Source organism: Jingyaoa shaoxingensis (genome assembly GCF_014385005.1).
GTDB lineage: Bacteria > Bacillota > Clostridia > Lachnospirales > Lachnospiraceae > Marvinbryantia > Marvinbryantia shaoxingensis.
In genome coordinates this window covers 164,963-191,451 of the sequence record NZ_JACRSZ010000007.1, presented here as the reverse complement: position 1 = coordinate 191,451, position 26,489 = coordinate 164,963, and the positions used below count along the sequence as shown (strand labels likewise).

Genomic DNA, 26,489 nt, shown 5'->3' with positions numbered 1-26,489 from the left:
TATACTCAAACAACCATTGATTCTGATCTAAGCCGGAAACTAAAAAATATTTTGAACGAAAAATTTAATCCAGAACATCCAGATGCTGTATGGTGCTCAGATATCACTTATATTTGGACATATGAAGGATTTGTATATCTTACCAGTATTATGGATCTATATTCCAGAAAAATCATTTCCTGGGTACTAAGTGAGACGCTGGAGGCATCTCATGTAGTAAAATGTATTGAAAAGGCAAAACAGTCCAGACATATTGAAAATCCGCTTATTTTTCATTGTGACAGAGGATGTCAATATGTATCAGAAGCATTTCACAAGGCAACGGAAGGAATGATTCACAGCTATTCCAAGAAGGCTTATCCTTGGGACAATGCTTGCATAGAATCGTTCCATGCCCTTTTAAAACGAGAGTGGATTAATCGTTTCAAAATTTTCAATTATACTCATGCATATAAATTGATTTTTGAATATATCGAGACGTTCTACAACACCGTCCGTATTCATAGTCATTGTGGATATTTATCTCCAAATGAATATGAGGAACAATATCTAAAAAATCTGGAAACGACTGTAGCAAGCTTAGCAAGTTAACAATTACATAAAAAGAGAAAATTGGTTGCATTTAATTTGTACTTTTTCTTGACATAGGACCAGTTATTTTCCCATGTTCCATCATAAGTAATCCTGTCATTCCAGCGGATATCTGCTGTCACTTGACTTTCATTACGATAATCCATAAAAACATTATCAAATCGTTCTCTGATAGCCTGTCCTGTACCAAACATCAAAAGTCCTGCTAATGTCAAACCTTCTACTCCAGTTTTTCTATCTTTCCTATAACCACCCAACTTTTCAAGAAAAGACTTGTCATCTAAAGCATTCCATACATGACCATCATTTCTGATTTCAAAAATCTGACGATATTTTCTTAATGTTTCTTTATCAATATCATCCATTGAATAATACTCAATTATTTGATTATCATTTCCCTCTGGATTTTGATCTCTTATCATCCCTCTAATCTCATGCTCTGTCGCATGATAATCGCCTTCATGATTTCTTTTATATGTTCCCTTATAAGGATTTTCTCCAACATATACCGGACGCATATTAAAATCAGCTCTAGGAACATGAATCACAATTAGTCTTATACTGCCATCTTCAACAATCTTTACATCATCATCAGTTAATAGGTTTATATTCACCTTATTTCCATTAATTGTGTTCCAAAAATCTTCTTTCTGCTTAGGCGCATCCTCTATCCCTTGTATTATAAATCGTTCATTCGGATCAGTCTTGGTTTTATCTTCTCTTACTCCAAGTATGATATATCCACCTTTTGTATTGGCAAATGCAGAATATGACTCATACGCAGATTTTGGCACGCTTTTTTCTGCTTTTTTGCACTCTATATCAACTTTTTCACCTTGGTAAATGAGTTCCTTTAACTCCTGCATATTCATGTATTGCACCTGCTTTCTTTTTTATTTAAATTATAACAATAAGTGTATTTCTATCAATTGAACTTAAAATTTTCTTTCCTAAACATATTTTTATCCAATATCATTTTGAATATTAATAATTCAAGGTGTCAGGTACTTATGAACATACTTACTCATCATGCGTTCATTTACAACTAACACTAAAAATCTATATAATCGCTTTAATAATTCCAATAAGTCCTGTTATGGTCCAACATCAAAAGATTTTCTATTTCACAGCTCAAATTATCTTCCATAGTTATCCCTTATTTCTTTACTGCATACATTTCTCTTAATAGATTAGTAACTTCACTCGGTTTTATCTCATCCTTATGAAACAGAAAATCCATTGTTGTAACATAACCAAGATTAGGCATTCCATTGTTTTCCCTACTCAGTTCTTTTAATTTATCATCTTTATCTATCACAATCTGTATTTCGGGTGATATATAATAATTCTCTGTATATTTAAAAATCCAGTAATTAATAAGCTCTAGTTTCTTCTCAAGAGACATGCAATTCATCTGATGATGCAGTCTTCGATATAACCTATCTCGTCTATGATAAAAAGCATAAACAATCGAATAGTCATTCATCGGAAACACACCTGTATGAATGTTTTGCATCCTTACCTCTGGTCTCATATCATAAATATTATTTATCTCAATACCTTCTGTATCTTTTGGTAATGCTACTAATGTTTGTGTTGCAATCGGAACTACACATGGAATTTTTTTCCACATGATAATCTTAAAATTATTGCAAGAATTCTTATACAAAACATCCTTATATAAATTCAATTCATCCATATAATCTTTATTATCAAGTTGCTGTATTTCTTCCATTACTTCAACATTTTGCAAAATACCTTTCTGTTTTCCTTTTTGATATATTCTTTTTTCCTGATTTCGTTTAGAAAGCATTAACAAAATATCCTTTAATGCTATTTCTGCCAGCATTTTTTCTGTCGGTATTTCTTGTAAGGCATCTACATTTTCATACTCTTGAAACAGCTTACTATCGCAATCTCGGCAAATAAAATGAAAAGTTCCCGAATTACTTATACCTTTTTCCTTGTCTATAACAGGTATTTCAATCAACTTATTTGCATGATATAGTTTACCTGCTTTGGCAATATTCTTGAGCACCATTTTAGGTACAGAATGAGAATTACAAAAACTAGTCTGTTCTTTTCCACAAAGAATACATTTTTCTGGTTTTGTCTCTTCTTGGATTTTTCTCATAAAATCATTTATATCTTTTTTTTCATCTATTTCTTTCGGTATATCAAACATAGGCATACTTTCTCTTCCTCGCATTACTCAAAATGTATAAAATTCATTGATATTTTCCACACACCTTCATTCTTACCATTTCTTTCATAACTTCCTCTATCTGCTTTGCCTTATCATGGGATTCAATCAAGAATCCCATTTCAATATTTCCTTGCATTCCGTGATATGAAAGATTAGCTGACGACACCAGTGATTTTTTTACATCTGATACAATAAGTTTCGCATGCAATGCTGCCATCTTGTCATCTTCTTGCTTTTGATATTCATATATCTGTAAGAATCGCGAACGATATGACATCAGTCTGTCAAGCACTTCCTTCTGCTTTTCTGTATCATTCACATATAAACGAACATATACTCCTTGCTGGCTTTTTTTAATAATAACATCAAGCATTTCGGCAAAATAATCTGAGATTGAATAACCAGTTATAGTAAGACTCTTTTCTGTATTCTCTATCAGATTACGCATTGTATCTTTGGTTCTTAATGCTTTCACACGGAATGAATCTGGTGCAGTAAGGACAAGCTCTGCGTGTTCAATTTTCTTTGACGAATACATCTTCATACAGAGACTGATTATATCTGTTATCTCTTCTTCGGAACAATTAGTAAAATGATTTCTAAGTTCTTCAATCACTTGGTTAAACTGTGCATTCACCCCATTTACGGAATAATTTTCAAGTGCATCAGCTATCAGCCCTGCAATGTATTCAATTTTTACACTTGTATTCCACATAAATCTCTCACCAATTCTCTGAAATATCCCATTTCCTCATGCTCTGGTACCGGTACAACTAATGCTCTATCAAGTAGTCGGTTACCATTTTCACATGCGGTTTCAGAAATCATAGTACAAGAATGACATGCAGCCCCATTTAATCTTTCACTTGTCGGATTCTTCATAAAACATTCTGGATCCGTTGTGCATGTTAACCCATTCTCTAATGCCCCCTTTAACAGTGGTAAAAACTTATTCATTCCCCCAAGTTCAACAAGTCCGCCCAATGAGCCTTCCTTATCTGCTGCACCTGTATAAATCAATAGTCCACACATATTTTCACTGCTATATATGCGCTCATGTAATGCAGATGATGAATATCCCGACTGCATAGACATTTCTTTCATCAGCATATGAGAAAGTGTATGTAACAACACATACTCTGCATTTCTTGGTTTAAAATTCTCCCATCCTTTTTTCTGACAATATGCTGCATAGCATTCCGCATATTTATCAGAACGAGCTTTGACCGTCTCTATCTGCATCCACCGCTTTATTTTTTCTCTACTTAATTCAATGAATACTCCTTCTCCATTGATTTCAACTGCCGGAAGCCATTTTTCTCCCGAAGAGCACTTCAATTTTACGATATATGACTGCTCATCCACTTCTGGTTCTGGTGCTTCCAATCTTGTAAAACCTGTCAAAACACGTACTTCACGTAATCTATGTATTTTAATAATCCTAGAAATATACTCTTTTAAACTTTCACTCAAAGCAACTTCTTCTGCTTTGAAGTACTTAACATCATGTTGATACTCGACATCCTCATGATGCGTAATAGCTGCATACTCCATTTCTTTAAGTTCAGTAAACTCTTTGATATTTTGGCTTAATCTATCATAGGCCGCTTTAAAGTCTTCATAAGAATATTTATCTCCAAAATACTTCTGATAAGCAAATGAAAGACCTGCCTCTTCTCCCATAGCCTCTACCAATGTTTCAATAGTTGCTCTTTGTGCACCCATGATATCATTAATAGGATTTGTCCAAGGTGGAATTGATATTGCATTTCTTGTGACTGTAAAATACACATTAGATGCACCACGCTGGCTAGGTATTACACTCTTCTTACAAATTTTCGCCTTTGCTCCTGGTCTATGCGGATGGTTTCCTGAACAGCATAGACCAGCAAATTTTTCCTTCTGCATTGCTCCAGACATAACTCTCCTTGCACCGCAATTACACTCAACACGGAGTTCTGCAAGTGATGAAGTATTGCCCATTGATTTTAGGTACATATCTTCTTTACAACTTGTTTCTCCATGATGTACCCACCATCTCCAAGGGAAATCGTCCATATGCCCATCTTCGCATACTGTTATAAATCTCGAAGGGTATGCTGGAAATCCACACTTAGGGCATTTCACTTCACCTTGATTCTTTTTGTACTGGTCCATATCAAAGTAATCTCTCATATCAAATAAGAATTTACATGTTCCCTTTGAACACACATGGTAGTATGGAAATGACACAACTGGAATATCCTCTTTTCCACCTGTCTTTGGCATAAAGAATCTTCGAACATTCATATAACTAGCCAATCTTGCATCTCTAATTTCTTTACCAATATTGTTAGTATCCCAGTACTCTATATCTAAAACTGTCAATGAATCATTTACAGCATCCATTATCGAGCCTGGTCCATATGTAGTTATTAACTGATTCGGACGAATCTCTCCCAATTTTTTATAAAAATTCATCAGACACCCTCCCAATAAAAAACTGTTGATGATTGCTCAACATCACGCATAGAACTTAGTGTTGGTTTTTCTTTGTCTCCATAATATTCGCCATAGTATGTAAGCAGCCTCTTCTTATCATCAGCTACTGCTGGAACAAAATAATATAGCTTTTCGTCTTTTGCAATGTTCTTCCAAGTATTGATAAACTCATCCATTTCTTTCTCTGTATCTACATAAGACGATGGTGCAGTTATCTTAACTCGCTCAAGAATTTTGTCTTTTATATCTTTGATTTGTTCATCAGAAATATCATTAATGTTTGATGCTCCACCATTATCAGCCATCGTCTCTACCTGTAATCTTAGTAAAGAAACTACCAATGCATGTAATACTCTGTCTCTAGCTCTAGCCGCAAATGGCGTTGCTGTAGTTCCTTCTACATATCTATACATCTGTGAGTGGAAACCAACAAAATTCTCATAATTAGACAGATCCCTTGGTCTGTAAGGATTATAAACAGTAAAAATAATTCCAGGATGCTGTCGACCCACACGGCTTGTTGCCTGAATATATTCAGAGTTCTGCTTTGGCTGACCTACAACTGACATAAGTCCTAAACGGTCAACATCCATACCTACCGCTATCATATTAGTTGCAATAACAACATCATAACAGCCTTGCTTCTCCTTGTTTTTATCATAAGAAATTGCTAACTTTTCAAGAACCTGCGCAATCTCCCATGAAGGTATGCGAGATGTAATTTCCTTCTTTCCCTCAAAACTGAGATACCTCTGTTCTGAGCTATTATATTTATTCTTTACAACACGAATACGGCTTGCTATATCGTCGTCAAGAAGGCGCACTGCACCACCCAATTCTCGAATACTATTAAAGTACCCAATCAATGTGTAATATGGATCAATATAATCCTCATATTCCGGATCCTTTGCTATATCTAGTGTTGTTTGCAAAATAATCGAATACAAACGAATAAGCGTTGTTTTTACAGATTGTCCGCTCGCACATATACCAGCATATTGACGAAATGGCTTTTTTCCATCACTAATCATTCTACTGATTTTTTCTTCTGAAGCATCAACTAAATTTTCAGTTGGAAGCGGTACCTCCTTAATAAAAAATGAATCTCTTGTATCAAAGCCACTTGGCGGAAATTGTGCAAATTCATTTCTCCCATAAAGGAACTTAATCTGTTCCCCAGCATTTCTAATAGTTGCTGTTGAAACAATATACTTAGGTCGAATCTTCTTTCCATTCTTCTCAATACAGCACATCTCTTCTACAACAGTTTCATATCCACCGTAAATCGTTCCAAGAGGACCAGTAATTAAATGAAGCTCATCCTGTATAATTAGCTCAGGAGGATAGAATGGTTTACATGCAACCGTTTCAGCCCTTTCCAATCCCGCTGCGACATCTGCATTATGTCTTCCTGCATGCTTTTCTCCAATAGCAATATGTCCACATCTACTACAATATCTATCTGTTCTGCCAAATAGCAAACCAACTCGTTCAGACCATGGAAGTCTCGCAAATTTATCTACAGTCGAAATAATCACAGTAGGACACTTTGCATAAATTTCCTCATCAACAAGATAAACCGGTATGGTTCTTCCTGTTTTTAACGAAAACATACAATTCTTATCTGCACAGTGAATTTTAACATACTTTCCCTTTTCATTGATGTCATATTCATCCCGTGTGATTTCCTTACCACAATAAGGGCATTTAATAATCTGCTTTGTAAGCTTCCTTATAAATTCTTTCTTCTTAAATTGATCAGAATCGCTGTATTCGCTAAATTTATTTGGGGTAACATTACCTCCAACCCAGAATCCAATCGAAATTCTTTCCTTACCATATAATTTTTCATTCTTCTCACGCAATTGTTCCATCGCAACAATAAGACGCATTAGTCTGTCTCTCTGCTGAGTTGTAAGTAAACGAAGCGTGTACCTTAAAAATACTGTTACTCCACCATCTTTCTCATAATCAGTTTCATCTGAAGCTGTCAGTCTCCTATATGCTATAGTAAAAGCAATCAGCCCTAAATATGCCTCTGTCTTACCACCACCAGTAGGGAAGTATAATAAATCAACAATATTTCGTTCCGGAGACTCACCATCCATAATCCCATACAAATTCAAAAGAACAAATGCAATCTGGAATGGTCTCCACTCACTGTGATCTTTCTTTCTTCCTTTTTCTGGCATATCAGTCATATAATCTCTTAAGCTGCAAGGAATGCCATTACCATAATCTTTTGAAAAAGCTGTAATACTTCTCTGTAAATACATTGCTTGATTCATAAATACAAACGCTTGATATACCTTATCATTGTTTTCAATCAAATCAATTCCAGCATTCATCCTACGATTTGCATCATTGCATTTATCAATAATAGTCTGACCTGTTGCCTTAAATTTATCATCATGCATAGCTTCGTCGTTTGTCAATGCATCTGTAATCCAACTTCCATACATTTCTGTCAATGTACGAAGATTCTGAATAACTTCTGACTTTTTCTTTGGTGAGCCCATCTGAAGCATCGAAAAGGCATGATCCGGCATATCATCTATCTGTACACTTACACTTGGAATTTCATAATCTGGAATAAATGATGATTTTATAGCAGTTGCATTTATCTCTTCTGCTTTCTTTTCCCAAGTAGCAGCACAACCTCTTCCTCTTGCATAAACTGGTCTGCCTTTATAATAATATTCATCCTCTAATTCAACTTTTCTACAGAGATATTCTGGTACAAAAATAGGACTCATCAAATCATCTGCTATGAGCATCTCCACCTGGAACATTACCTTTGCATATTCTTTTTCATCGCCATCCGACTTATCATTATTATGCAAATAAACCGATACCATCTTGTATCCATTGTCTAACTGCATCTTCATAACATAAATATAGATGTTTCCATTAGACTCAAGTGGAATCTGCTTCGAACGCCCCATCAGATTAAAATCGATTTCCACAACATCATTCATCTGCTCACGAATATATATGGTATGTTTCTTCTTTTTCTTATTCTCTGCATCTTCTTCTAAGGTTTCATCTATTACTTCCCCCTGCACCTGTTCTGCATAATACTTTCCCCAATTAATATAAGCATTAACCTTTTGAACATCATCAGAGACATAGAAAGACACACCTATAGAAGACGGCTTCTGAAAACCACCTTTTACTCTATCCTCTGGTTCCTCTTCTTCAAAAATTCCTGCCTCCAAAGTTTCTCCATCAGCATCAAAATTCTTTTCTGTAAACTCTACATCATTGTAATTTTCATCTTCCGTTACATCTGTATCAGCAGGATATAATAATCCCGTAATATAACTACTCGTTGGTACTTCATTCAATTGTTCACAATCTGATGTTGGTCCTATTAAGTCTTTTCGTACTGCATCTAAAATCTTCTGTCGAACAATAGCATGTTTAAAATCCTTTATATCAGCCATCTACAACCTCCGTTTATTCTCCGTCTACTACAACAGGAATTGCCATACCAATTACATATTTGAATGTATTACCTACTATAATCTTATCCCCTGGCACTAGGCGGTACTCCCAAGTCTTTCCGTCTGCATCCACCTGCGAGGCACATTCGCACCACTTAATTGCAGCCTTTGCTTTTTCCTGTACATCTTCATTATCTGTTTGATTTGCAGCCTTCACTTCAATCATATATTTCTTGTCAGCCGTCTCTACTAAGAAATCAGGATTATACTGTTTTGCCGCCTTATAAAATAGTCCTAACTGATTCAAAGGTGGCTTTATAAATCTAATAACTTCTGAATCCTCTTCTAATACCACAGACAACCTTCTCTCATCATCACTATCAAATGCATTCTCTGCATAGTATGATTTCTTATATCCTTCAAACAAATATTGCTTAATATTTTTCTTATCTGGCACTTCCTTCTTAAAATTCAATCGTCCATTTTCCTTCATATTCTTCGCAAATGATTTGAATACAATAAGGTCTTTCTGAACGTTAAATACAAACTCAGTGCTTTCTTCCTTTGACGCATATATCTGTTTTCTTAAGTCCTCTACTATAACAGTTGCATATCTACGGACAATCTTCTTTTTTTCTTCATCCGAACCTTCGATTAATGCGAGATACTGATCAACCACCTCAAGAATAAATTCTGCATCATCAGAACTAAACTCCGGAATACTCTCCAATAAAGAAACTGCAAGCATATTCTCAGGATTTTCTACAATAAGTGCGTCTGCATCCAGCACTTGCAGCAACCTACCATTTACAGCGTCATACCTCTCGATTCTCGATGCCGCAACATCAAAATCCATAATATTTCGTTTAACAGTAAAAGACTTAAATGTAATTGTTGAACTATAGCTAATTCCAATCTTTGGAACAGAGATAGCAACTTTCTTTAACTCTTCAACTTTCTTGATAAACTCTTGTTTTGCATATGGCAATACATTCTTACTACCAGATGACTTCTGTAAATCAATCTGTAATGAAGCATCCCCCTGATGTACAGTAAATGATGTATCAACTGCATCAGTGCCCATGCCCGTCTGAGTCATTTTGTGATCTGATGCTGTGCCATCACTTGTTTCTTTTCCATCATCGTTGGCAAAATAATCAAAAATAGACATCTGTCCACTATCACTTTCGGACTTCTTTGGTACTGCTTTTTTTACAAACGCTTTCTGATACTCAGCAAACAGATTCTCCACTACATTTTCATTATTCAAATCCTGGTATGATTTCACTTTACTTTCGCATAACGCTTCATCAAATAATGAAATCTGCTGGTTCTCAACTGCTGGCTCTACCATAACTGTTTTTGTGTTCGGTATATCTTCCTCATCAAGATTTCTCTTCTTAAATACAGGGTTATTCTTGATATCATCCACAATCTCTCGATAATGATCGTGAGCAACAATATCCAGGGTATCTAATTCCTCAATACCTGTTATCTCACCAAAAGGAAGCCTCAATCCCCTACCAATAGTTTGAAGTGCCAATATGTCACTCTTTGCAGCATTAAGGGGGATAATCGTAAACAGATTATTTACATCCCAACCTTCTTTCAGCTTATATACATGCAACACAATCTCAATTGGATTGGTATTTTTCTCAATGGTTAGTAATTTCTGAATGTTTTCTTCTGTCTCTGCACCACTTGTGCTGGAGTCAATTTCAATAACCTTGCCAACATAACGACCTCCAAAAAAAGCATCAGAATCTATTTTTTCTTTTATTTTTCTAGCATGCGTTGTGTCTTTACAAGCTATCAAAACAATTGGCTTTACCTGTTCTAACTGATTATCTATACAATATTTATATACGATGGACTTTCTTCTCTCATGAAGCTTAATTCCATCTTTCAACTTCATTTCCTCTATATCATCATCTGAATATCCTGCTGTATTTGTTCTTCCCATAACAACCGGAATCTTCAAAAACTTCCCAGCTCCATCCTCTAATCCGTAGTGATAAATAATATTCTTATTTGTACTCTTAGGTGTAGCAGTATATTCCAACCCCAACACTGGATTCAGATAATTAATCGCTTTCTTTGATGCTGGGGCATAGTAACGATGTGCTTCATCCATACAAATAACCAAGTCATCAAACGACCGTAACACATCCGCAAAAGAGCCACCCAAATTTTCATTAAACTTGTGAAATTTAAATTCGATATCTCCCCTAGTAAAAATCTTTGAAATATTAAAGATAAATATCTGAATATCAGATGTTTTTTCTACCACCATTTCCTCTTGGATATATCTTACCGGGTATGATAAATAATTTTCCCCATCATAAACTTTGGGTCTTCCCATCTCTGCTTCAAGTCCCTTAAACATGTATTTTGGATGTCCCGGGACCGCCTCTCGACGCATCTTGTCATAAATCGTATTTCCTGGTGCCAGAATAAAGAAATGTTTGTACCCTTTTGTCTTGTACAAATAATAAATGCATGCACCCATTAAACGAGACTTACCAATACCGGTTGTCATATCAAAACAGAATGATGGAAAATCAAATTCCTTATCTACAGAGATTGTATGTGGATTTTGGCAATTCTCAGATGCTATTTTCTCTGCATCAGCTTTTGAACAAGTTCTATACTCAATCTTTGAACTAATTGCATCGAAGTATTGTAACGCTTCATACTGAGGATCACGCAGGCTCATAGCCCATTTGATTTTATCTGTTGAACTCATTATCCCTGCACCTCACTTTCAAAATTACATTTATCTAATAAATCATTTGGAATCTTCTTCAATTCAACATTTTCAGGAAGTATCATATCAGCCTGATTCTTCTTGCAATAAATAAGCAGACTTTGCTTCTCACCTAAAGTCTTCATTACAGACATTACATACTTTGTATTCACAAATTCTTCTGTGACATGAATAAATCTGTTTTCTGACGAATAACCTTGGAACTCACCAGATGGCTCATAGGTAAATCCCTCAATCTTACAAATTGCTTCACACACCATATTCCATGTATAAGATGGATTAATCTGATAAATAGGTAATACTTTGTTCTTTACAAGTAATGGTTCTGCAAGTTCGTAGAACTTATATCCACCTCCACCTTGCCAACCTACTTCTTTAGATATTCCAGTCTGATCCCCATCAATAACAGAATCTATCCTTTTTTTACATAGTGAATATGCATGTTCCCCTAATTCTACTCCAATCCACTTTCTTCCCATTTTGTGTGCAACTGCAGCAGATGACCCAGATCCCAAAAAACTATCTATTACCCAATCACCAGGCTTTGAAAAATGAGTATATAGCATTTTCAAAAGTATCTCTGGTTTTTTTCCTCCGCGAAATTCAACTCCACCTTCATGTCGACAATTACCAAAATTTGCTGCAAAGTCAAAAAAACCATTAATTGGTAATTCCTTTGTCATATTTTTCTGATTTAGATTTTCAATAGGAACACCTTGGTAATATTTTCCCTTTGTGGCTCCAGTTCTATTAGGACCTGTAAAATATCTGTAAGCATATCTATCATCTCCAATACCATATACTTTATACAAGACTCCTAAGCCATCCTCTTCATATCTTCCTGTCAAATAATCTCTGAAAAATCGTCCTGAGGAATTCCCGTCTAAAATAGTACCTGATGCCCATATTTCTTTTAGTCCATACTCCGATCCTTCTTCTTCAAGAATCTTATATTGTCCCTTTTCAAATATCTCTACCTTCTTCCCTCCAAGTTCAACAATTTTAGATGGAGTATTTTCTGTTTCAATTTTATAAATAAATTTTTCAAATCCACTACTTACTTTATCCAATATTGGCTGAGCACTGTTGCTTTTTCTATATACGTGAATCTGCTCTATTTCTTTATGAAAAGCCATATCCTGCTTTAGCGTTTTCTCCGGGTAACGTACCCTAACATATATTGTCGTTAGATAATTCTGCCTACCAAATATTTCATCTAAAAGAACCTTTAAATATGCACCTTCTGAATCATCAATATGGCAACACAAAAATCCTTCGTCATCTAACAATTTATGTAATAATACAAGTCGTTCACGCATCATTTCAAGCCAGATACTATGTTCCAAATTATCATCGTAATATTCAAATGCAGATCCTGTATTATATGGTGGATCTATGTATACGCATTTTATCTTCCCCGCATAATCTCTCTCAAGTGCCTTTAATGCCAACAAATTATCTCCATGAATCAACATGTTTTCTGCATCAGGATCTCCATAAGAATTTTGATTATCCTCAATCAAAATTCTTGGTTCAAGTTTCTCTTCCTCATATTTACCAACCCATGTCAATTCTAACTTGCCTTTTTTCTCCATGGTAGCCTCCTAAAACTTAATCACTATCTTTGTTACCAGTTGTGGTTTCACCAATACGCTCTCTTCAAATTGTTTCTGCATATTTGCAGCCTCTTCTTCCAATGTCGACATTTCATTATGAAACACCTCTATCATTTTTTGTTTCTGCTCTTCTAAAATTTCTATTTGTTTCTTTAATGCAATCTTCTGTCTAAAATCGCCTTCAATTGCATATTTTTCTTTAAGCTCGTCTAATTCTGAGGTATCCTTGACTGTGAGCAAATATTCCTCTTTTCTTAATTGCAGCCAATTATCCAATTTTTTCTGATTAGCAATCAAAACTGTTCTTTTAGATTCTGTATATTTCTGTTGCATAAATTCATCTACTTTATCAATATATAAAAGGATTTCTTGATTATTAGGAGTCTCTTCTAAGCACTGCTCATTCAATTTTTCACAAAGCTCTCTAGCCAACACATCTGAAGCGCCATATATTTTTCCTGTTATATCAATAATTTCAAATACTGCATCTTCAAGAATCTCTCCAACATAAGAACCACCAACAAGTAAATACCCGTGTTGAATTCCCGGAATTTCCAAGTCTATATTAGTTTCATAGTACTTTGGATATATCTCATTTTCCTCTTTACTTCTACTATTCCAATACTTAAACTGTGAATCATATTCCGCAATTTCTTTCATAATAATATTAAAATGAGACTTATGTTCTTCCTCTGTCTTATATATAAATATGGATTTCAGTTCATCCATTTTCTTGTTTCGTTTCTTTTCTAATTCCTTTTCCAAATCCTTAAATTGCTTTGTAAAATCTGATGTCGTTTTACATTCCTGATAAATAAGTGTAACTCTTTTTTCAAAATCTGCTCCACTTTCTAATAATCCAATAGCTTTATCTGATGCACCAAATACGCCTTGGAATAACTCAAACTTTTCAGAAAGTATTTCATATACTCTCTTATCTGCTACATTCTGAGTATTAAGCAAATTAATAACCACAACATCGTTCTTTTGTCCATAACGATGGCAGCGACCAATTCGCTGCTCTATCTTCTGTGGATTCCAAGGAAGGTCATAGTTTATAATCGTATTACAAAACTGAAGATTCAATCCTTCCGAACCGGAATCTGTTACAAGCAAAATCTTGTATTCATCCCTAAATGCTTCTACGATGGCATTCTTCAATTCAACATTTCTACTACCCACATATTTTCCATAATTTCTAGCTTTCCACGCCTTATAAATCTGTTTAGTAATAGGATCATTTGTACTACCATTAAACTTAAGTATCTGACCTTCATATCCAGCATGAGATAATTCTTCAAACATGTATTGTTGCGTTCTAATAGATTCCGTAAACACAACTATTCTTTGTTTTATACCAGCTTCATCTTGAAATGCAAAAGCTGTCTCCACCGCCTGTTTCAAGGCTGTCATCTTCGCATTTCTTTTTATACTTTCAGCTTTATTAATAATGGCTGTTACCTCATTTATTTCATGCTGAATAAATTCATTTACCTTTTCTCTTGTGTATAATTCATCCTGCTTACTATCATCATCCGTCTCTATTTCATCATCATCAAAAAAACTAAGGAAAAAATCAATACTTTCATCCGCTGATTCAGTTCTAGTTGTTTCCTTCAAAGTTTCAAGTCTGCCTTTTAATACCTTAAAGGTTTCTGCAACTGCCATACTTGATGATGCAAGCAATTTTCTAATAACAGATGTAATAAGTGTTCTGTGTGAATTGGGCAAAGCATACAAAATTTCCTTTTTCAGATAATTATTTATCATCACATAAAGTTCTATCTCCATTGGCGATAGTTCAAAATCAATTGTCATTTCTTTGCGCTCCGAAAATTGAATATACTCTGCCACTTCTTTTCGTAAAGTTCTTTGCACAACAGGTTCTAAACAAGCCTTCAAATCATTGTAATCTTCTCCTCGCAAATATCTTTCAGAAAATATCTGCTTACTATAAAAAACTCTATCATCGATAAACTGAACAAGTCCATATATATCAAGTAAAGTATTCTGCATAGGAGTCGCAGTTAATAGAATCTTCGGAATTCCCTTTGTTAATTCATATAATGAGTTAGCCATCTTTGAACCATTCTTATATACATTCCTAAGCCGATGTGCTTCATCAAATACACAAAAATCCCAAGCTATCTTTCCGAACTCTGCTTTTCTTTTTGAGACAAAGTGGTAAGAAACAATAATTACTGCTTGTTTACTCTTTACCTCTTCGAGATAATCCTCCCAGTTAGAACTATCCACAATTAATGAATCAATATCAAATTTCTCTTCTAATTCAACTTGCCATTGCTTTCGCAGATTTGATGGCATAATAAGTAGTATTTTATTTTTTCCACTGCATAGCAAATACTTGATGACCAAGCCAGCCTCAATAGTTTTTCCAAGACCTACCTCATCTGCAAGAATTGCTCCACCAAGCTCTAATGAAGATAGTGCAAATGTGAATGCTTCAACCTGATGAGGATTGATGTCAATATCAGCCATATGCAAACAACTATATGGATTATTTTTCAGTTCTTGTTGCTTTAATTCAGCATATGTATTTTCAACAATACCCATTTGCGAAACCTCCAATTTTATTTTCTTAATTGTTCTTTTATTTTATCTGCTATTACCTTTGCCATCATTGGCGGAACCGCATTCCCCACCTGAACAAATTGTGCTGTCCTTGGTCCTTCAAAATAATAATTATCTGGAAACGACTGTATTCTTGCTGCTTCCCGCACTGTAATTGATCTATGTTGCTCTATATCTGGATGAATGAAATAATGCCCATCTTTCGATAAATGAGCAAGTATTGTGTGACAATGATCCATATCACCCTCAACAACTTTAAATCGATCTATAAATGAAGTTCTATTTTTATGTGTTTTCAAATCTTCTGGTAAATCATCATATTTCAAACGTTCATGCTGTTCGTTTTCAAACCACATGTCTATTGTTCTCTTATATATTTCAATATCCTGTGCAGTATGTGGTCTTGCAATATGTCCTGTTAACACATCCGATTTTACACGAATGTCATTATCTTTTACATATTTTTTTAATCTGCGCATATCTGTCATAGTATGCTCTATAGCCTCTTCACCAGGCTTTAACACTGGCAAATCCTTAAGTAAATCCCATACTTCTGCTTTACTATGAATTACATCAAATGATGGGTATTCATATCCTGTGCCTTTAAGCCAACCTACTATAATTACTCTTTTTCTACTTTGTAATACTCCAAAATCCTGAGCATTCAACTCATGATAATCAATTTCATAACCCACACGTTTCATATATGTCTGGAGATTTTTAAATGCTGCCCCACCTCTCGCAGTCTTTATTCCGGCTACGTTCTCAAACACAAACATTCTTGGCTTATACTTCTTAAGAAATTGAACATACATCTTATATAATTCATTTCTTGGATCATCTTTCATCGGAACAATCATATGACTGCTCTGTGCTCTTCCCACCAAAGAATATGCTTGACATGGAGGACCACCTATAATTACATCAATCTTATCAATTTCTTTTTCCCTTTTGATATCATCAATTGTGTTGAAAATCCCCTTAATTGTGGCTTCCGACATTTCTTTATTAATTACAGTCTTAAGTTCTTCTTTTGGTATTTTTTCCAAAAGTTGTTCTCTGGTTATTTTTCCTTTTTCATAATCATAATAACTTTTAATTTTGCCATTATCTTTTAAGTAATAATATGCTATTCTTGTTTCTATTGTCTTTGCTGCATGCTCATTCATTTCCACATGCGCAACCGGTCTATAGCCACTTTGAATAAATCCTTCTGAAAGTCCACCGGCACCAGCAAAGAGATCAATATAATTTAACCCATTTTCATTCATGGTTGTTCTACCTCATTATCTCATATTAACTGTCCCATTATCTGGACTTATATTATCATTATGAATTTTTTTCTTTATTTCAGCTAAATCAGTAAACTCCATAATATCAGATATATCACATTCCAATTCAGCACATATTTTTTCTAATACAGTCATAGCAACCATCTCTTCATTTGTCATTTTAGCCATAGTACTACTGCTAATTTTTATCTTTTTACACAGTTGGCTCTTATTTATTTTTTTATCGATCATTAATTTCCATAATTTATTGTATGATACAGCCATATTATCCTCCGTGCTTTTAGGAATACAATTTCACTATTTTATTATATATTATCTCAATTTTGTTGTGAAATACTTTATTTGATTTCTCGAACATTTTTTTCAAGTTGTAAAATAAGCCAGCAGAGGAATCACCTTCCTCTGCCCCTATTCCACATCTTATCTTCTGCTTTATCTTTACCAGCATCTCTACCAACACTCTCATCATAAATTCTCTGGAACTCTTCATAAAGCTCATCTCCAGCCAACTTTATCCTCAGCCTTTTCATTACATCTGAGAACAGCCTTATGCTTCCACTAACATCAGCAATATCAAATCCAAATACATCAACCTTAACAGAATCGTCGACATTCTCATAACCACCAAGCTCTGATATTCTCCTAATAATTCAGCCAGCTTTGTCCACAGGTTCAGTTTCTCTAGTTTCCACAAATTCACTTTTATCTGTTACATCAGTCATACTTTCGCCAACTCTTACCACATTCACATCAGGCGAATTATGAGGCTCTGGTATTCCTATGCCATCTAAATCAGTCTGTTGTTTTCTCGCACTATCAGCTTGCTCTTTCTGTCTGCCTATTTCATTCTGATTATTGTCTGGATTCACTACCTCAACATTCGTCTCCGACTCAACAGCCACATCTTTCTCTGACACAGCCTTCTTTTCCATCCCCGGTATCTCAATATTCCTGTCTGCAACGATTTCTTCATTCTCCGACACCGCATAATAAGCTGTATACAAATCTTCTTTCACAATGCCATCAGCAAGCTGCAACTGCCTCTTAATCTCTCTTTTCTCCTGCTTCAGCTCATCCAATTCTTCCTGCACTTCCGTGTGCCATATCTGATATTCCCGGTACTGCTCTTCATTCTTTATACTGCGTTTCCGACTAGAACTTTCTCTGTATATTTCATGCTATCTGTCCTCAATCTGCTGGATCTTTTCTTCCTGCTCGCCTATGAAATCCACAAGCTCCACAACACTTTTGATGTCATTATTTACAAGCAACAGATATTCGTCCTGTAACCGATGAAACCTCTTCAAATCCTCTGTATACTTTGCTCCGACGACTACAAAGCGCTTCTGCTCTACAATCCTTAACCTGTACAGCTTTGCAAGCTTATGATAATACCGAAATCCCGGTGCCCGCACCTCCATCCACGCATCTTTCTTGAATACATATCCCAGCCGTTTCATCAGATATTTAAAATGCTCCATATTCCCTGCTGCATATGCACACATCTTTGCATCACGAAGAATTATTTCTTTCATGGACATTTCCTTTTCCCACTTGTCCCTGCTGATATTTTTCGGATTTCTGCTGTACTCTGCCGGCATTATGGAAAGTCCCAGTTCATCACAATATTTATTTGTGATAGGCTGAAGATGATTCTTCCAGTTGCTTTTAGGTGAATTGTATTTCTTGCCGGTTGTCATGCTGACACTGTTCCAGATCAGATGTCCATGCATATGCTCCCTGTCGGTATGGACTGCATGGAGATATAAGTGCCCTGAACTGGATACTTACCAGAAACGTGCCAAGGTACCATCTCAGGAACTGAGTGATTACCTCGTAAAAGAATTGACTAAAAAAGAAAAATAAAAGAAGAGAATAGAAAAACCTTACCGATATTCAGTTTTTTACTTCTGAAAATCAGTAAGGTTTCTTTATATACGTTATGAAATAAAATTTTTATCTCTTGAATAATCACAAAATGTTGCCATTTTGTTGCCAATCACTAAGCAAATTTGCTTGTAGCCCCCATAAATACGGGGTTCTTGTGATTGTGTGGATTATTCAAACTCAATCGTTCCTGGTGGCTTACTGGTCAGATCATAGAATACTCTGTTTACGCCTTTGACCTCATTAATAATTCTGCTCATTACGGTCTGCAGTACTTCCCACGGAATCTCAGCTGCTTCTGCTGTCATAAAATCGATGGTCTTTACTGCACGAAGTGCAACTGCATAGTCGTAAGTTCTTTCATCACCCATAACACCTACGGAACGCATATTGGTCAGGGCTGCAAAGTACTGATTGATATCCTGATCCAGTCCTGCCTTTGCGATCTCTTCACGATAGATGTAGTCTGCATCCTGCACAATGCGAACCTTCTCAGCAGTAACTTCGCCGATGATACGGATTCCCAGTCCCGGTCCCGGGAACGGCTGACGGAATACCAGTTCACGAGGAATGCCAAGTTCCAGACCAGCCTTACGAACTTCGTCTTTGAACAGATCACGAAGGGGTTCGATGATTTCCTTGAAATCTACGAAGTCTGGTAATCCTCCTACGTTATGGTGTGACTTGATCACTGCAGATTCTCCGCCCAGACCACTTTCTACCACATCTGGATAGATGGTTCCCTGTGCCAGGAAGTCCACTGCACCGATTTTTTTCGCTTCTTCTTCGAAGACACGGATGAATTCCTCACCGATGATCTTACGTTTCTGTTCTGGTTCGGTTACACCTGCCAGCTTGTTATAATATCTTTCCTGTGCATTGACACGGATAAAGTTCAGATCGAACTGTCCCTGCGGTCCAAAGACAGCTTCTACTTCATCGCCTTCGTTCTTTCTTAAAAGGCCATGATCTACGAATACGCAGGTAAGCTGTTTTCCAATAGCTCTGGACAGGAGACCTGCTGCCACGGAGGAATCCACACCACCTGATAATGCCAGAAGCACTTTTCCATCTCCAACCTTTTCACGGATAGCTTTTACAGAACTCTCTACAAAAGAATCCATTCTCCAGTCTCCGGCACATCCACAGACACCACGTACGAAATTGTACAGCATCTTGGTTCCTTCCTGTGTATGAAGTACCTCCGGATGGAACTGGATTGCATAGAGGTGTTTCTCTTCATTTTCTACTGCCGCTACCGGACAGTCTGCTGTGTGAGCTGTGATCTTAAACCCTGGTGCAATTTTGGAAATATAGTCAAAATGACTCATCCAGCAGATGGTAGATGGCGATACGTCTCCAAACAGGCGGGATGTGGTATCAACAAAGACTTCTGTCTTTCCATATTCACGTACCTCGGCACGTTCTACCTTTCCGCCAAGGATATGCTGCATCAGCTGTGCACCATAGCACAGTCCCAATACCGGGATACCCAGTTCAAACAATTCCTTTGTATAAGTTGGTGAATCCGGTTCATAGCAGCTGTTCGGGCCACCGGTCAGGATAATTCCCTTCGGATTCATGGCTTTGATTTTTTCAATATCTGTCTTGTAAGAATAGATCTCACAATACACGTTACATTCACGTACTCGTCTGGCAACCAGCTGATTATACTGTCCGCCAAAGTCTAATACAATGACATTTTCTCTCTGCAAGATATTCCCTCCTGTTCTCTCAAATCTTTTATTATTATAAGATAGCATACTGTTTTTTACAATGCCTATTTTTTGCGATTTCTCACACTTCCATCTGTTCCCATTTTCCCCTTCGGTACCGAACCACATAGCATACCGCCCGGAACGCCCAGTCAATGGTCATGGCTACCCAGATACCGAATACTCCCATATGCAGCCAGCTTCCCAGCACATAACTGAATGCAATGCGGAAAATCCACATAGAGGCAATAGCAATCCACATAGTCGCTTTCACGTCATTTGCTGCACGCAAAGTGTTCGGTATGGAGAAGGACAGCGGCCAGATCAGAATCGCACAGAGATCGTGATAAATCACAATCTGCCTGGTCATCTCCGATGTTATATCGGACAGATTGTAAGCTTTTAATATCAGTGGCAGCAAGCAATACAATGCAATACTTACTCCTATCATGCAGGTATATACCAGTTTTAAAAGCTTCACTGTATAGTAGCGTACCTGATCATATCTATTTGCCCCCACACACTGAGCCGCCACCGTCAGAATTGCAAAGTTAATTGCCATTCCGGGAAGAATCTGGAACATCGCAATAGTATTGGATACTGCATTGGCTGCAATGGATGCCGTGCCAAAAGTAGATACCAGACTGAGCACCAGAATTTTCCCCAGCTGAAACATGCCGTTTTCAAGTCCGTTTGGAACGCCCACGTGAAGAATCTTACGAATCAGCGGTCTGTCAAAATGCCACTGTATCTTCCTGGACATATGTACCGGCTGATTCTGCCTGCGAAGTAAACCAATCATAATCAATGCAGCAATCATTCGGGAAACCAGAGTTGGAATGGCAGCACCTGCTACTCCCATTTTCAATCCATAAATCAGGATTCCATTACCTGTAATATTAATTGCATTCATAATGAGCGAAGTGATCATGGCAATCTTTGAATTGCCCGTTGCACGGAAAATGGCTGCTCCTCCATTATACAATGCGATAAATGGAATTGATGCGGACACAATCAACAGATAGGTTCTGGCATTTTCCATGACATCTGGCTCAATTTTTCCAAATACCCTGCCAAGGATCAGATTCTGGCACAGGTAGACGCATCCCATAATGACAAGGGATGACACCAGTATGAACAAAACCAGCTGATCAGCTGCCTTACTTGCTTTTTCTTCATTTTTCTGACCGATATAATGTCCTGCTGCAACCGCGCCTCCGGTCGCCAGTGCTGCAAAAATATTGATCAGCAGTACCATTACCGTATCTACCAATGACACACCTGACACTGCTGCCTCTCCTACACTGGCTACCATCAGACTATCCGCCATGCCAACCATAACCGTAAGAAGCTGTTCAATTACCAGTGGAAAAATCAGCTTTTTCAACTGGTGATTAGAAAACAACAACTCCGATTCCGGAATTTTTACTTTTTTCATGCTCCTTTTCCCCCTCATTTCTTTCCTTACTATCATATTTCCACATATTTTCTGTAATTGCAAGAGCCGATTCAAAAAGCCATGAACATCCCTGTGCCTGCGCATGGATATTCATGACTTCTCTTATTCCTCTTCTATATTTTATAAAGTATCTCCCTTATCTGTCCCCACTCTGATGCCAGTCGATCCATTTGCCAGGCCGCATTGGCCGGACTGGTAGATGGCAGCTTAATCATTTTTCGCTGTATCTGTGGATAAGAGTACTTCTGATATAGCTCATAGGATTTTCCGCCATTTCCATAGATCTGCTGAATCGGTGCATGCTCCAGAATTCGGTTCAGATCTGCCGGAACCACATTTTTGATCGAACTGTCACTGGAACCAATGATATCACACTCTGCAATTACATCCCAGACTGCGATATGATTTGCCAGCAAAAATGCTTTCTTTTCTTCTATGGTCTCCGGCACTTTTTTACTCTCGCAGATCCGTGCAAGCAGCTTCCAGAACCGGTTCTGGGGATGTCCATAATAAAAGTTCTGTTCACGTGATTTCACAGATGGCAAGGTTCCCAGAATGAGTATCCGGGATGTACTGTCAAATACCGGATTAAATTCATGTCTCACATGTGTATACTGTTCTTTCTCCATGTTTCCTTTTTCCTTTTCCACGATCATCCGCGTTCCATACAGATTTATTCTCTTATCTGTGTTTACACCAATCCCTGGATTACCAGAATCAATATCAGTATCGGCAGTACAAACTGAAAGTATGGTTTTAAAAACTTGCCGAACTTCAGTCCTTCGCCTTCGTTACATTCTTTCATGTAATTATCAAATCCCCATCCGTATTTTGTCACACAGAATAACAGATAAATCAGAGAGCCGATCGGCAGCAACAGATTACTTACAATAAAGTCTTCGGAATCCAACACATCTCTGCCTCCGATCAGATGCAGATCACTCCAGATATTATAACCGAATACACATGGCAGACTGGCAATCAGAATAATCACTCCATTGATCAGCACTGCTTTCCTTCTCTCCATTCCGAACATATCTACCCAGAAGGAAATAATATTTTCAAATACTGCCATAACAGTTGAAAAACTTGCAAATGTCATAAACAGGAAGAATAAGGTTCCCCAGATTCTTCCGCCTGCCATATTGACAAATACATTTGGCAGAGTCACAAAGATCAGGGATGGACCTGCATCCGGCTGTACCCCAAAGGAGAAGCATGCCGGAAAGATAATCAGTCCTGCCATAATCGCTACAAAAGTATCCAGCAAACTGATCCGTACTGCTTCACCCGGAAGAGAGCGCTCTTTTCCCATGTAACTTCCGAAGATCTCCATGGCTGCAATACCAAGGCTTAAGGTAAAGAAGGACTGATTCATCGCCGCTGTAATGACTTTGCCAAATCCTACTTCTCTGACTTTATCCAGGCTTGGTACCAGGTAAAAGCTGATTCCCTCTTTTGCTCCAGGAAGCATACCGCTGTGTACCGCCAGTACCAGAATCAATACCAACAGTACCATCATCATGATTTTACTGATTTTTTCAATACCATTCTGAAGTCCCTGACTGCAGACTACGAATCCCAGCACTACCGTTACAGCCATCCAGCCTGCCATCTCCAGCGGAGACGCCAGCAGATTACTAAATACTCCGCCTACCGCATCTGCACTCATGCCCGCCGGGAAGACACCTGCTGCAAATTTAAAGAAATAACTGAGCATCCATCCAGATACGGTGGTGTAATACATCATCAGCATATAACAGCCCAACATACAGAACCATCCGTGAATATGCCACTTACTGCCCGGTTTTTCCAGTTTCTTATAGGCCAGTACGGCACTCTTACGGCTGCCTCGTCCAACAGCCAATTCCATAGTCAGTACCGGCACTCCCATGATAAACAGGAAGATCAGGTACAACAGTACGAATAATCCTCCTCCATTTTGTCCAACTACATACGGGAAACGCCATATATTTCCGATTCCAATCGCACATCCTGCGCTGACCAGAATAAATCCAAGTCTTGACTTAAATCCCTCTCGTTTCATCTCTTTCCTCTCTTTTTCTTTTCATATTCCTTTAATCCCTGAAGGGCTTCCCTGGATAATGGGTACAACGCCATCAGATTAAATATGGTCATCAGACCGATGCCCACGTCTCCCAGATCCCATACTATTGTATAAGCCTGGATTCCACCGATGAATAACATCACCAATGCCAGCACTTTATAGCCCGTCTGCCAACACCACTTATCTCCGAATAAATAAGAGACATTGGATCTGGCATAAAATAAAATGCCTATAAATGTGGAAAAGCTGAATAAGGCCAGGGTGATAGCAATGAAAATCACGCCAAAGCTTCCCAAATGATAATTCATAGCACATTGCAGCAGATCCATTCCCTGTAGTCCCGCAGAAATGTCTTCCGGGACAAGCAGCATCAGCATGGCCGTACAGCTGCAGATCACAATGGTATCAATAAACACTCCAAGAGCCTGCACCAGACCTACCTTGACAGGATCGGAAGATTCCGCTGCTGCAGCGGCACATGGTGCGGAACCAGAACCAGCTTCATTGGAAAACAGTCCTCTCTTGACTCCGTTCATCAATACCGTTCCAAATCCACCTGCTACGGCCTGTCGTACACCAAAGGCTTCCTGGAAAATGTGTTTGAACACCGTTGGCAATTCTGTGATATTCAGGCAGATAATCACAATAGTCAGCACAAAATAACAAACCGCCATGATCGGAACCATGATATCCAGCACTTTCACCGTTGCATTTTTTCTTAGTACGATCAGCGCTGCCAGCACAACCAGAACAACAGTTGTGACAATGGTCGGTATCTGAAATGCGTTATAAAATGCAGAGCTGACTGAATTACTGACTACCTGGCTGATACCAAACCAGCAAATCAGCCCAGACAGCGCAAATAAAACCGCTATTACGGAATGACGCATTTTTTTCTTATGAATGCGTTCTGACAAACTATGGATATAATAAGCCGGTCCGCCGCGGTATCCACCATATAGTGGATCCTTTTCTTTATACATCTGTGCCAGCGTAGCTTCGATAAATGCGGTGGATGATCCTAAAATAGCTGTTACCCACATCCAAAATACTGCACCTGCGCCTCCTGCGGATATGGCAGCAACCACACCTACCAGATTTCCCATGCCAACTCTGGTCGCCGTTGACACAATCAGAGTCTGCCAGGATGACAGACTCCCTTTTGTCTTATTCTTCTCCCCCAATGCCTGGATCATATCCGGGAATAACCGGATCGGCAGACATCTGGTTCGGATCGTAAAATAAATACCCGCCGGAATCAACAAAATGACCAGCAGTGAAATTCCCAGGGTACTTCCACCGATTGGAATACGCAGGAGATCTCCCCATAAAAAGGAGTAGACTCCTTCGATTAATTTAACCATTCACTTCCTCCATTTTATAATTTTTCATAGTCATCCGGAATGGTGATGCCAAGCTTTTCACACCGTTCCGGCACATAACATTTCTTCACCTGCTCCGCCTGACGGACTGCCATCTGTGAAATATCGGTGCCTTCTTCCAGTACATCCACAGCCATCTCACCGGTGATCTGACCAAGTTCATAATAGTCAATAGTCAGTGTGGCAATTCCACATCCTTCACAGACACCTTTTTCTCCGCAGATGACCGGTACACCTGCCGGCTCACAGATGTTGTTGATCAGTTCTGCGTTACTTGCCGCCGTATTGTCCGTTGGGATGTAGATCACGTCACAGTTTTCCGCAGCTGTAGTGGTAACTGCTGCAATATCATCCGTTCCGGTAAAGGTGTATTCTTTCACCTCTGCACTGCATCCAAGTTCTTCCAGACTGGACTTGATGATATCTGTCTGATATCTGGAATTTGGCTCTGCGGAACAATATAAAATGCCAATCTCCTTTGCATCCGGAATCAGTTCCACGATCATCTCAGCCTGCTGCTGCAGTGGTGCACAGTCGGATGTTCCCGATACATTCGTTCCTGCCACACCGTTCCATTCCTCCAGATCCAATGCTGCCGGATAATCTGTTACCGACGTTCCCAGAACCGGAATGGTATCAGTAGCGGATGCTGCCGCCTGAAGTACCGGAGTGGAATTTGCCAGTATCAGATCTACATCTTCTGAAACAAATGCATTGATCACTGTAACACAGTTGGATACTTCCCCAGATGCATTCTGCACATCAAAGGTCACCCGGTCTCCCAACTTTTCCGAAACATAATCCTGGAAGCCCTTTGTGGCCTGCTCCAGTGCCTCATGCTGTGTCAACTGACAAATACCAATCTTATAAGAACTATCTTCTGCAGAAACAGCAGAAGCCATCATACCGGCTGCTGTCAGTCCTGCCAATGCTGTTTTTCTCCATTTTCTGTTCATCCTGCCTTCTCTCCCCCTTCTCTTTTTTAAT

The 26,489-nt window shown here is 37.9% G+C and carries 20 protein-coding genes; 1 reads left to right on the top strand and 19 read right to left on the bottom strand.

Annotation, left to right across the window (positions count from 1 at the left end; genetic code table 11):
* Nucleotides 1-591, top strand: a 591-nt coding sequence (locus H8716_RS08750) for an IS3 family transposase (protein WP_249308191.1), incomplete at its 5' end; no start/stop codon positions are given.
* Here H8716_RS08750 and H8716_RS08745 read toward each other — a convergent pair.
* The 19 genes from H8716_RS08745 to H8716_RS08655 all read right to left on the bottom strand — a co-directional run bounded on the left by H8716_RS08745 (nucleotide 588) and on the right by H8716_RS08655 (nucleotide 26,458).
* On the bottom strand, nucleotides 588-1,463 hold the full coding sequence (locus H8716_RS08745) for an AlbA family DNA-binding domain-containing protein (RefSeq protein ID WP_249308190.1): 876 nt from the start codon (nucleotides 1,461-1,463) through the stop codon (nucleotides 588-590). The genes H8716_RS08750 and H8716_RS08745 overlap by 4 nt on opposite strands.
* A 284-nt stretch (nucleotides 1,464-1,747) precedes the next feature.
* A complete protein-coding gene (locus H8716_RS08740; protein ID WP_249308189.1) occupies nucleotides 1,748-2,782 on the bottom strand; it encodes a hypothetical protein in 1,035 nt (344 codons plus the stop codon).
* Nucleotides 2,783-2,819: 37 nt separating this feature from the next.
* Nucleotides 2,820-3,512 (bottom strand): phospholipase D-like domain-containing protein, encoded by a 693-nt coding sequence (locus tag H8716_RS08735; protein WP_249308188.1) that lies wholly within the window; start codon nucleotides 3,510-3,512, stop codon nucleotides 2,820-2,822.
* A complete protein-coding gene (gene drmB, locus H8716_RS08730; RefSeq protein ID WP_249308187.1) occupies nucleotides 3,494-5,257 on the bottom strand; it encodes a DUF1998 domain-containing protein in 1,764 nt (587 codons plus the stop codon). Before drmB ends, H8716_RS08735 begins: the two co-directional genes overlap by 19 nt.
* The gene (gene drmA, locus H8716_RS08725; protein ID WP_249308186.1) at nucleotides 5,257-8,724 is read right to left on the bottom strand and encodes a DISARM system helicase DrmA; all 3,468 of its coding nucleotides are present in this window, start codon (nucleotides 8,722-8,724) and stop codon (nucleotides 5,257-5,259) included. Before drmA ends, drmB begins: the two co-directional genes overlap by 1 nt.
* Nucleotides 8,725-8,737: 13 nt before the next feature.
* Nucleotides 8,738-11,470 (bottom strand): DEAD/DEAH box helicase family protein, encoded by a 2,733-nt coding sequence (locus H8716_RS08720; protein WP_249308185.1) that lies wholly within the window; start codon nucleotides 11,468-11,470, stop codon nucleotides 8,738-8,740.
* Nucleotides 11,470-13,086 carry a site-specific DNA-methyltransferase gene (locus tag H8716_RS08715; protein WP_249308184.1) on the bottom strand — a complete coding sequence of 539 codons (1,617 nt, stop codon included), beginning with the start codon at nucleotides 13,084-13,086 and terminating at the stop codon, nucleotides 11,470-11,472. Before H8716_RS08715 ends, H8716_RS08720 begins: the two co-directional genes overlap by 1 nt.
* Nucleotides 13,087-13,095: 9 nt before the next feature.
* Complete coding sequence (gene drmD, locus H8716_RS08710; RefSeq protein WP_249308183.1) at nucleotides 13,096-15,681, bottom strand: DISARM system SNF2-like helicase DrmD; 2,586 nt, start codon at nucleotides 15,679-15,681, stop codon at nucleotides 13,096-13,098.
* Nucleotides 15,682-15,698: 17 nt separating this feature from the next.
* Nucleotides 15,699-16,970, bottom strand: coding sequence for a DNA cytosine methyltransferase (locus H8716_RS08705; RefSeq protein ID WP_249308182.1), 1,272 nt, complete (start codon nucleotides 16,968-16,970; stop codon nucleotides 15,699-15,701).
* A gap of 15 nt (nucleotides 16,971-16,985) precedes the next feature.
* Nucleotides 16,986-17,255, bottom strand: a complete 270-nt coding sequence (locus H8716_RS08700; protein ID WP_249308181.1) for a helix-turn-helix domain-containing protein — start codon at nucleotides 17,253-17,255, stop codon at nucleotides 16,986-16,988.
* A gap of 16 nt (nucleotides 17,256-17,271) precedes the next feature.
* Nucleotides 17,272-17,481, bottom strand: coding sequence for a hypothetical protein (locus tag H8716_RS08695; RefSeq protein WP_249308180.1), 210 nt, complete (start codon nucleotides 17,479-17,481; stop codon nucleotides 17,272-17,274).
* 160 nt (nucleotides 17,482-17,641) lie between these two features.
* A complete protein-coding gene (locus H8716_RS08690; protein WP_249308179.1) occupies nucleotides 17,642-18,070 on the bottom strand; it encodes a hypothetical protein in 429 nt (142 codons plus the stop codon).
* A gap of 99 nt (nucleotides 18,071-18,169) precedes the next feature.
* Nucleotides 18,170-18,724 (bottom strand): relaxase/mobilization nuclease domain-containing protein, encoded by a 555-nt coding sequence (locus tag H8716_RS08685; RefSeq protein WP_249308178.1) that lies wholly within the window; start codon nucleotides 18,722-18,724, stop codon nucleotides 18,170-18,172.
* A 324-nt stretch (nucleotides 18,725-19,048) separates the two neighbouring features.
* Entirely contained in the window at nucleotides 19,049-20,593 is a 1,545-nt protein-coding gene (gene guaA, locus H8716_RS08680; RefSeq protein WP_249308177.1) for a glutamine-hydrolyzing GMP synthase, read from the bottom strand.
* Between the two features lie 82 nt (nucleotides 20,594-20,675).
* Nucleotides 20,676-22,031, bottom strand: a complete 1,356-nt coding sequence (locus H8716_RS08675) for an MATE family efflux transporter (protein WP_249308176.1) — start codon at nucleotides 22,029-22,031, stop codon at nucleotides 20,676-20,678.
* A 134-nt stretch (nucleotides 22,032-22,165) separates the two neighbouring features.
* On the bottom strand, nucleotides 22,166-22,681 hold the full coding sequence (locus tag H8716_RS08670) for a DNA-deoxyinosine glycosylase (RefSeq protein WP_249308175.1): 516 nt from the start codon (nucleotides 22,679-22,681) through the stop codon (nucleotides 22,166-22,168).
* A 62-nt stretch (nucleotides 22,682-22,743) separates the two neighbouring features.
* The gene (locus H8716_RS08665; RefSeq protein ID WP_249308174.1) at nucleotides 22,744-24,099 is read right to left on the bottom strand and encodes a sodium-dependent transporter; all 1,356 of its coding nucleotides are present in this window, start codon (nucleotides 24,097-24,099) and stop codon (nucleotides 22,744-22,746) included.
* Nucleotides 24,096-25,484: an alanine/glycine:cation symporter family protein gene (locus tag H8716_RS08660; RefSeq protein WP_249308173.1), complete on the bottom strand. Its 1,389-nt coding sequence runs from the start codon at nucleotides 25,482-25,484 to the stop codon at nucleotides 24,096-24,098. The genes H8716_RS08665 and H8716_RS08660 overlap by 4 nt, the downstream gene beginning before the upstream one ends.
* Before the next feature lie 14 nt (nucleotides 25,485-25,498).
* The gene (locus tag H8716_RS08655) at nucleotides 25,499-26,458 is read right to left on the bottom strand and encodes an ABC transporter substrate-binding protein (protein WP_249308172.1); all 960 of its coding nucleotides are present in this window, start codon (nucleotides 26,456-26,458) and stop codon (nucleotides 25,499-25,501) included.
* Nucleotides 26,459-26,489: the final 31 nt, after the last annotated feature.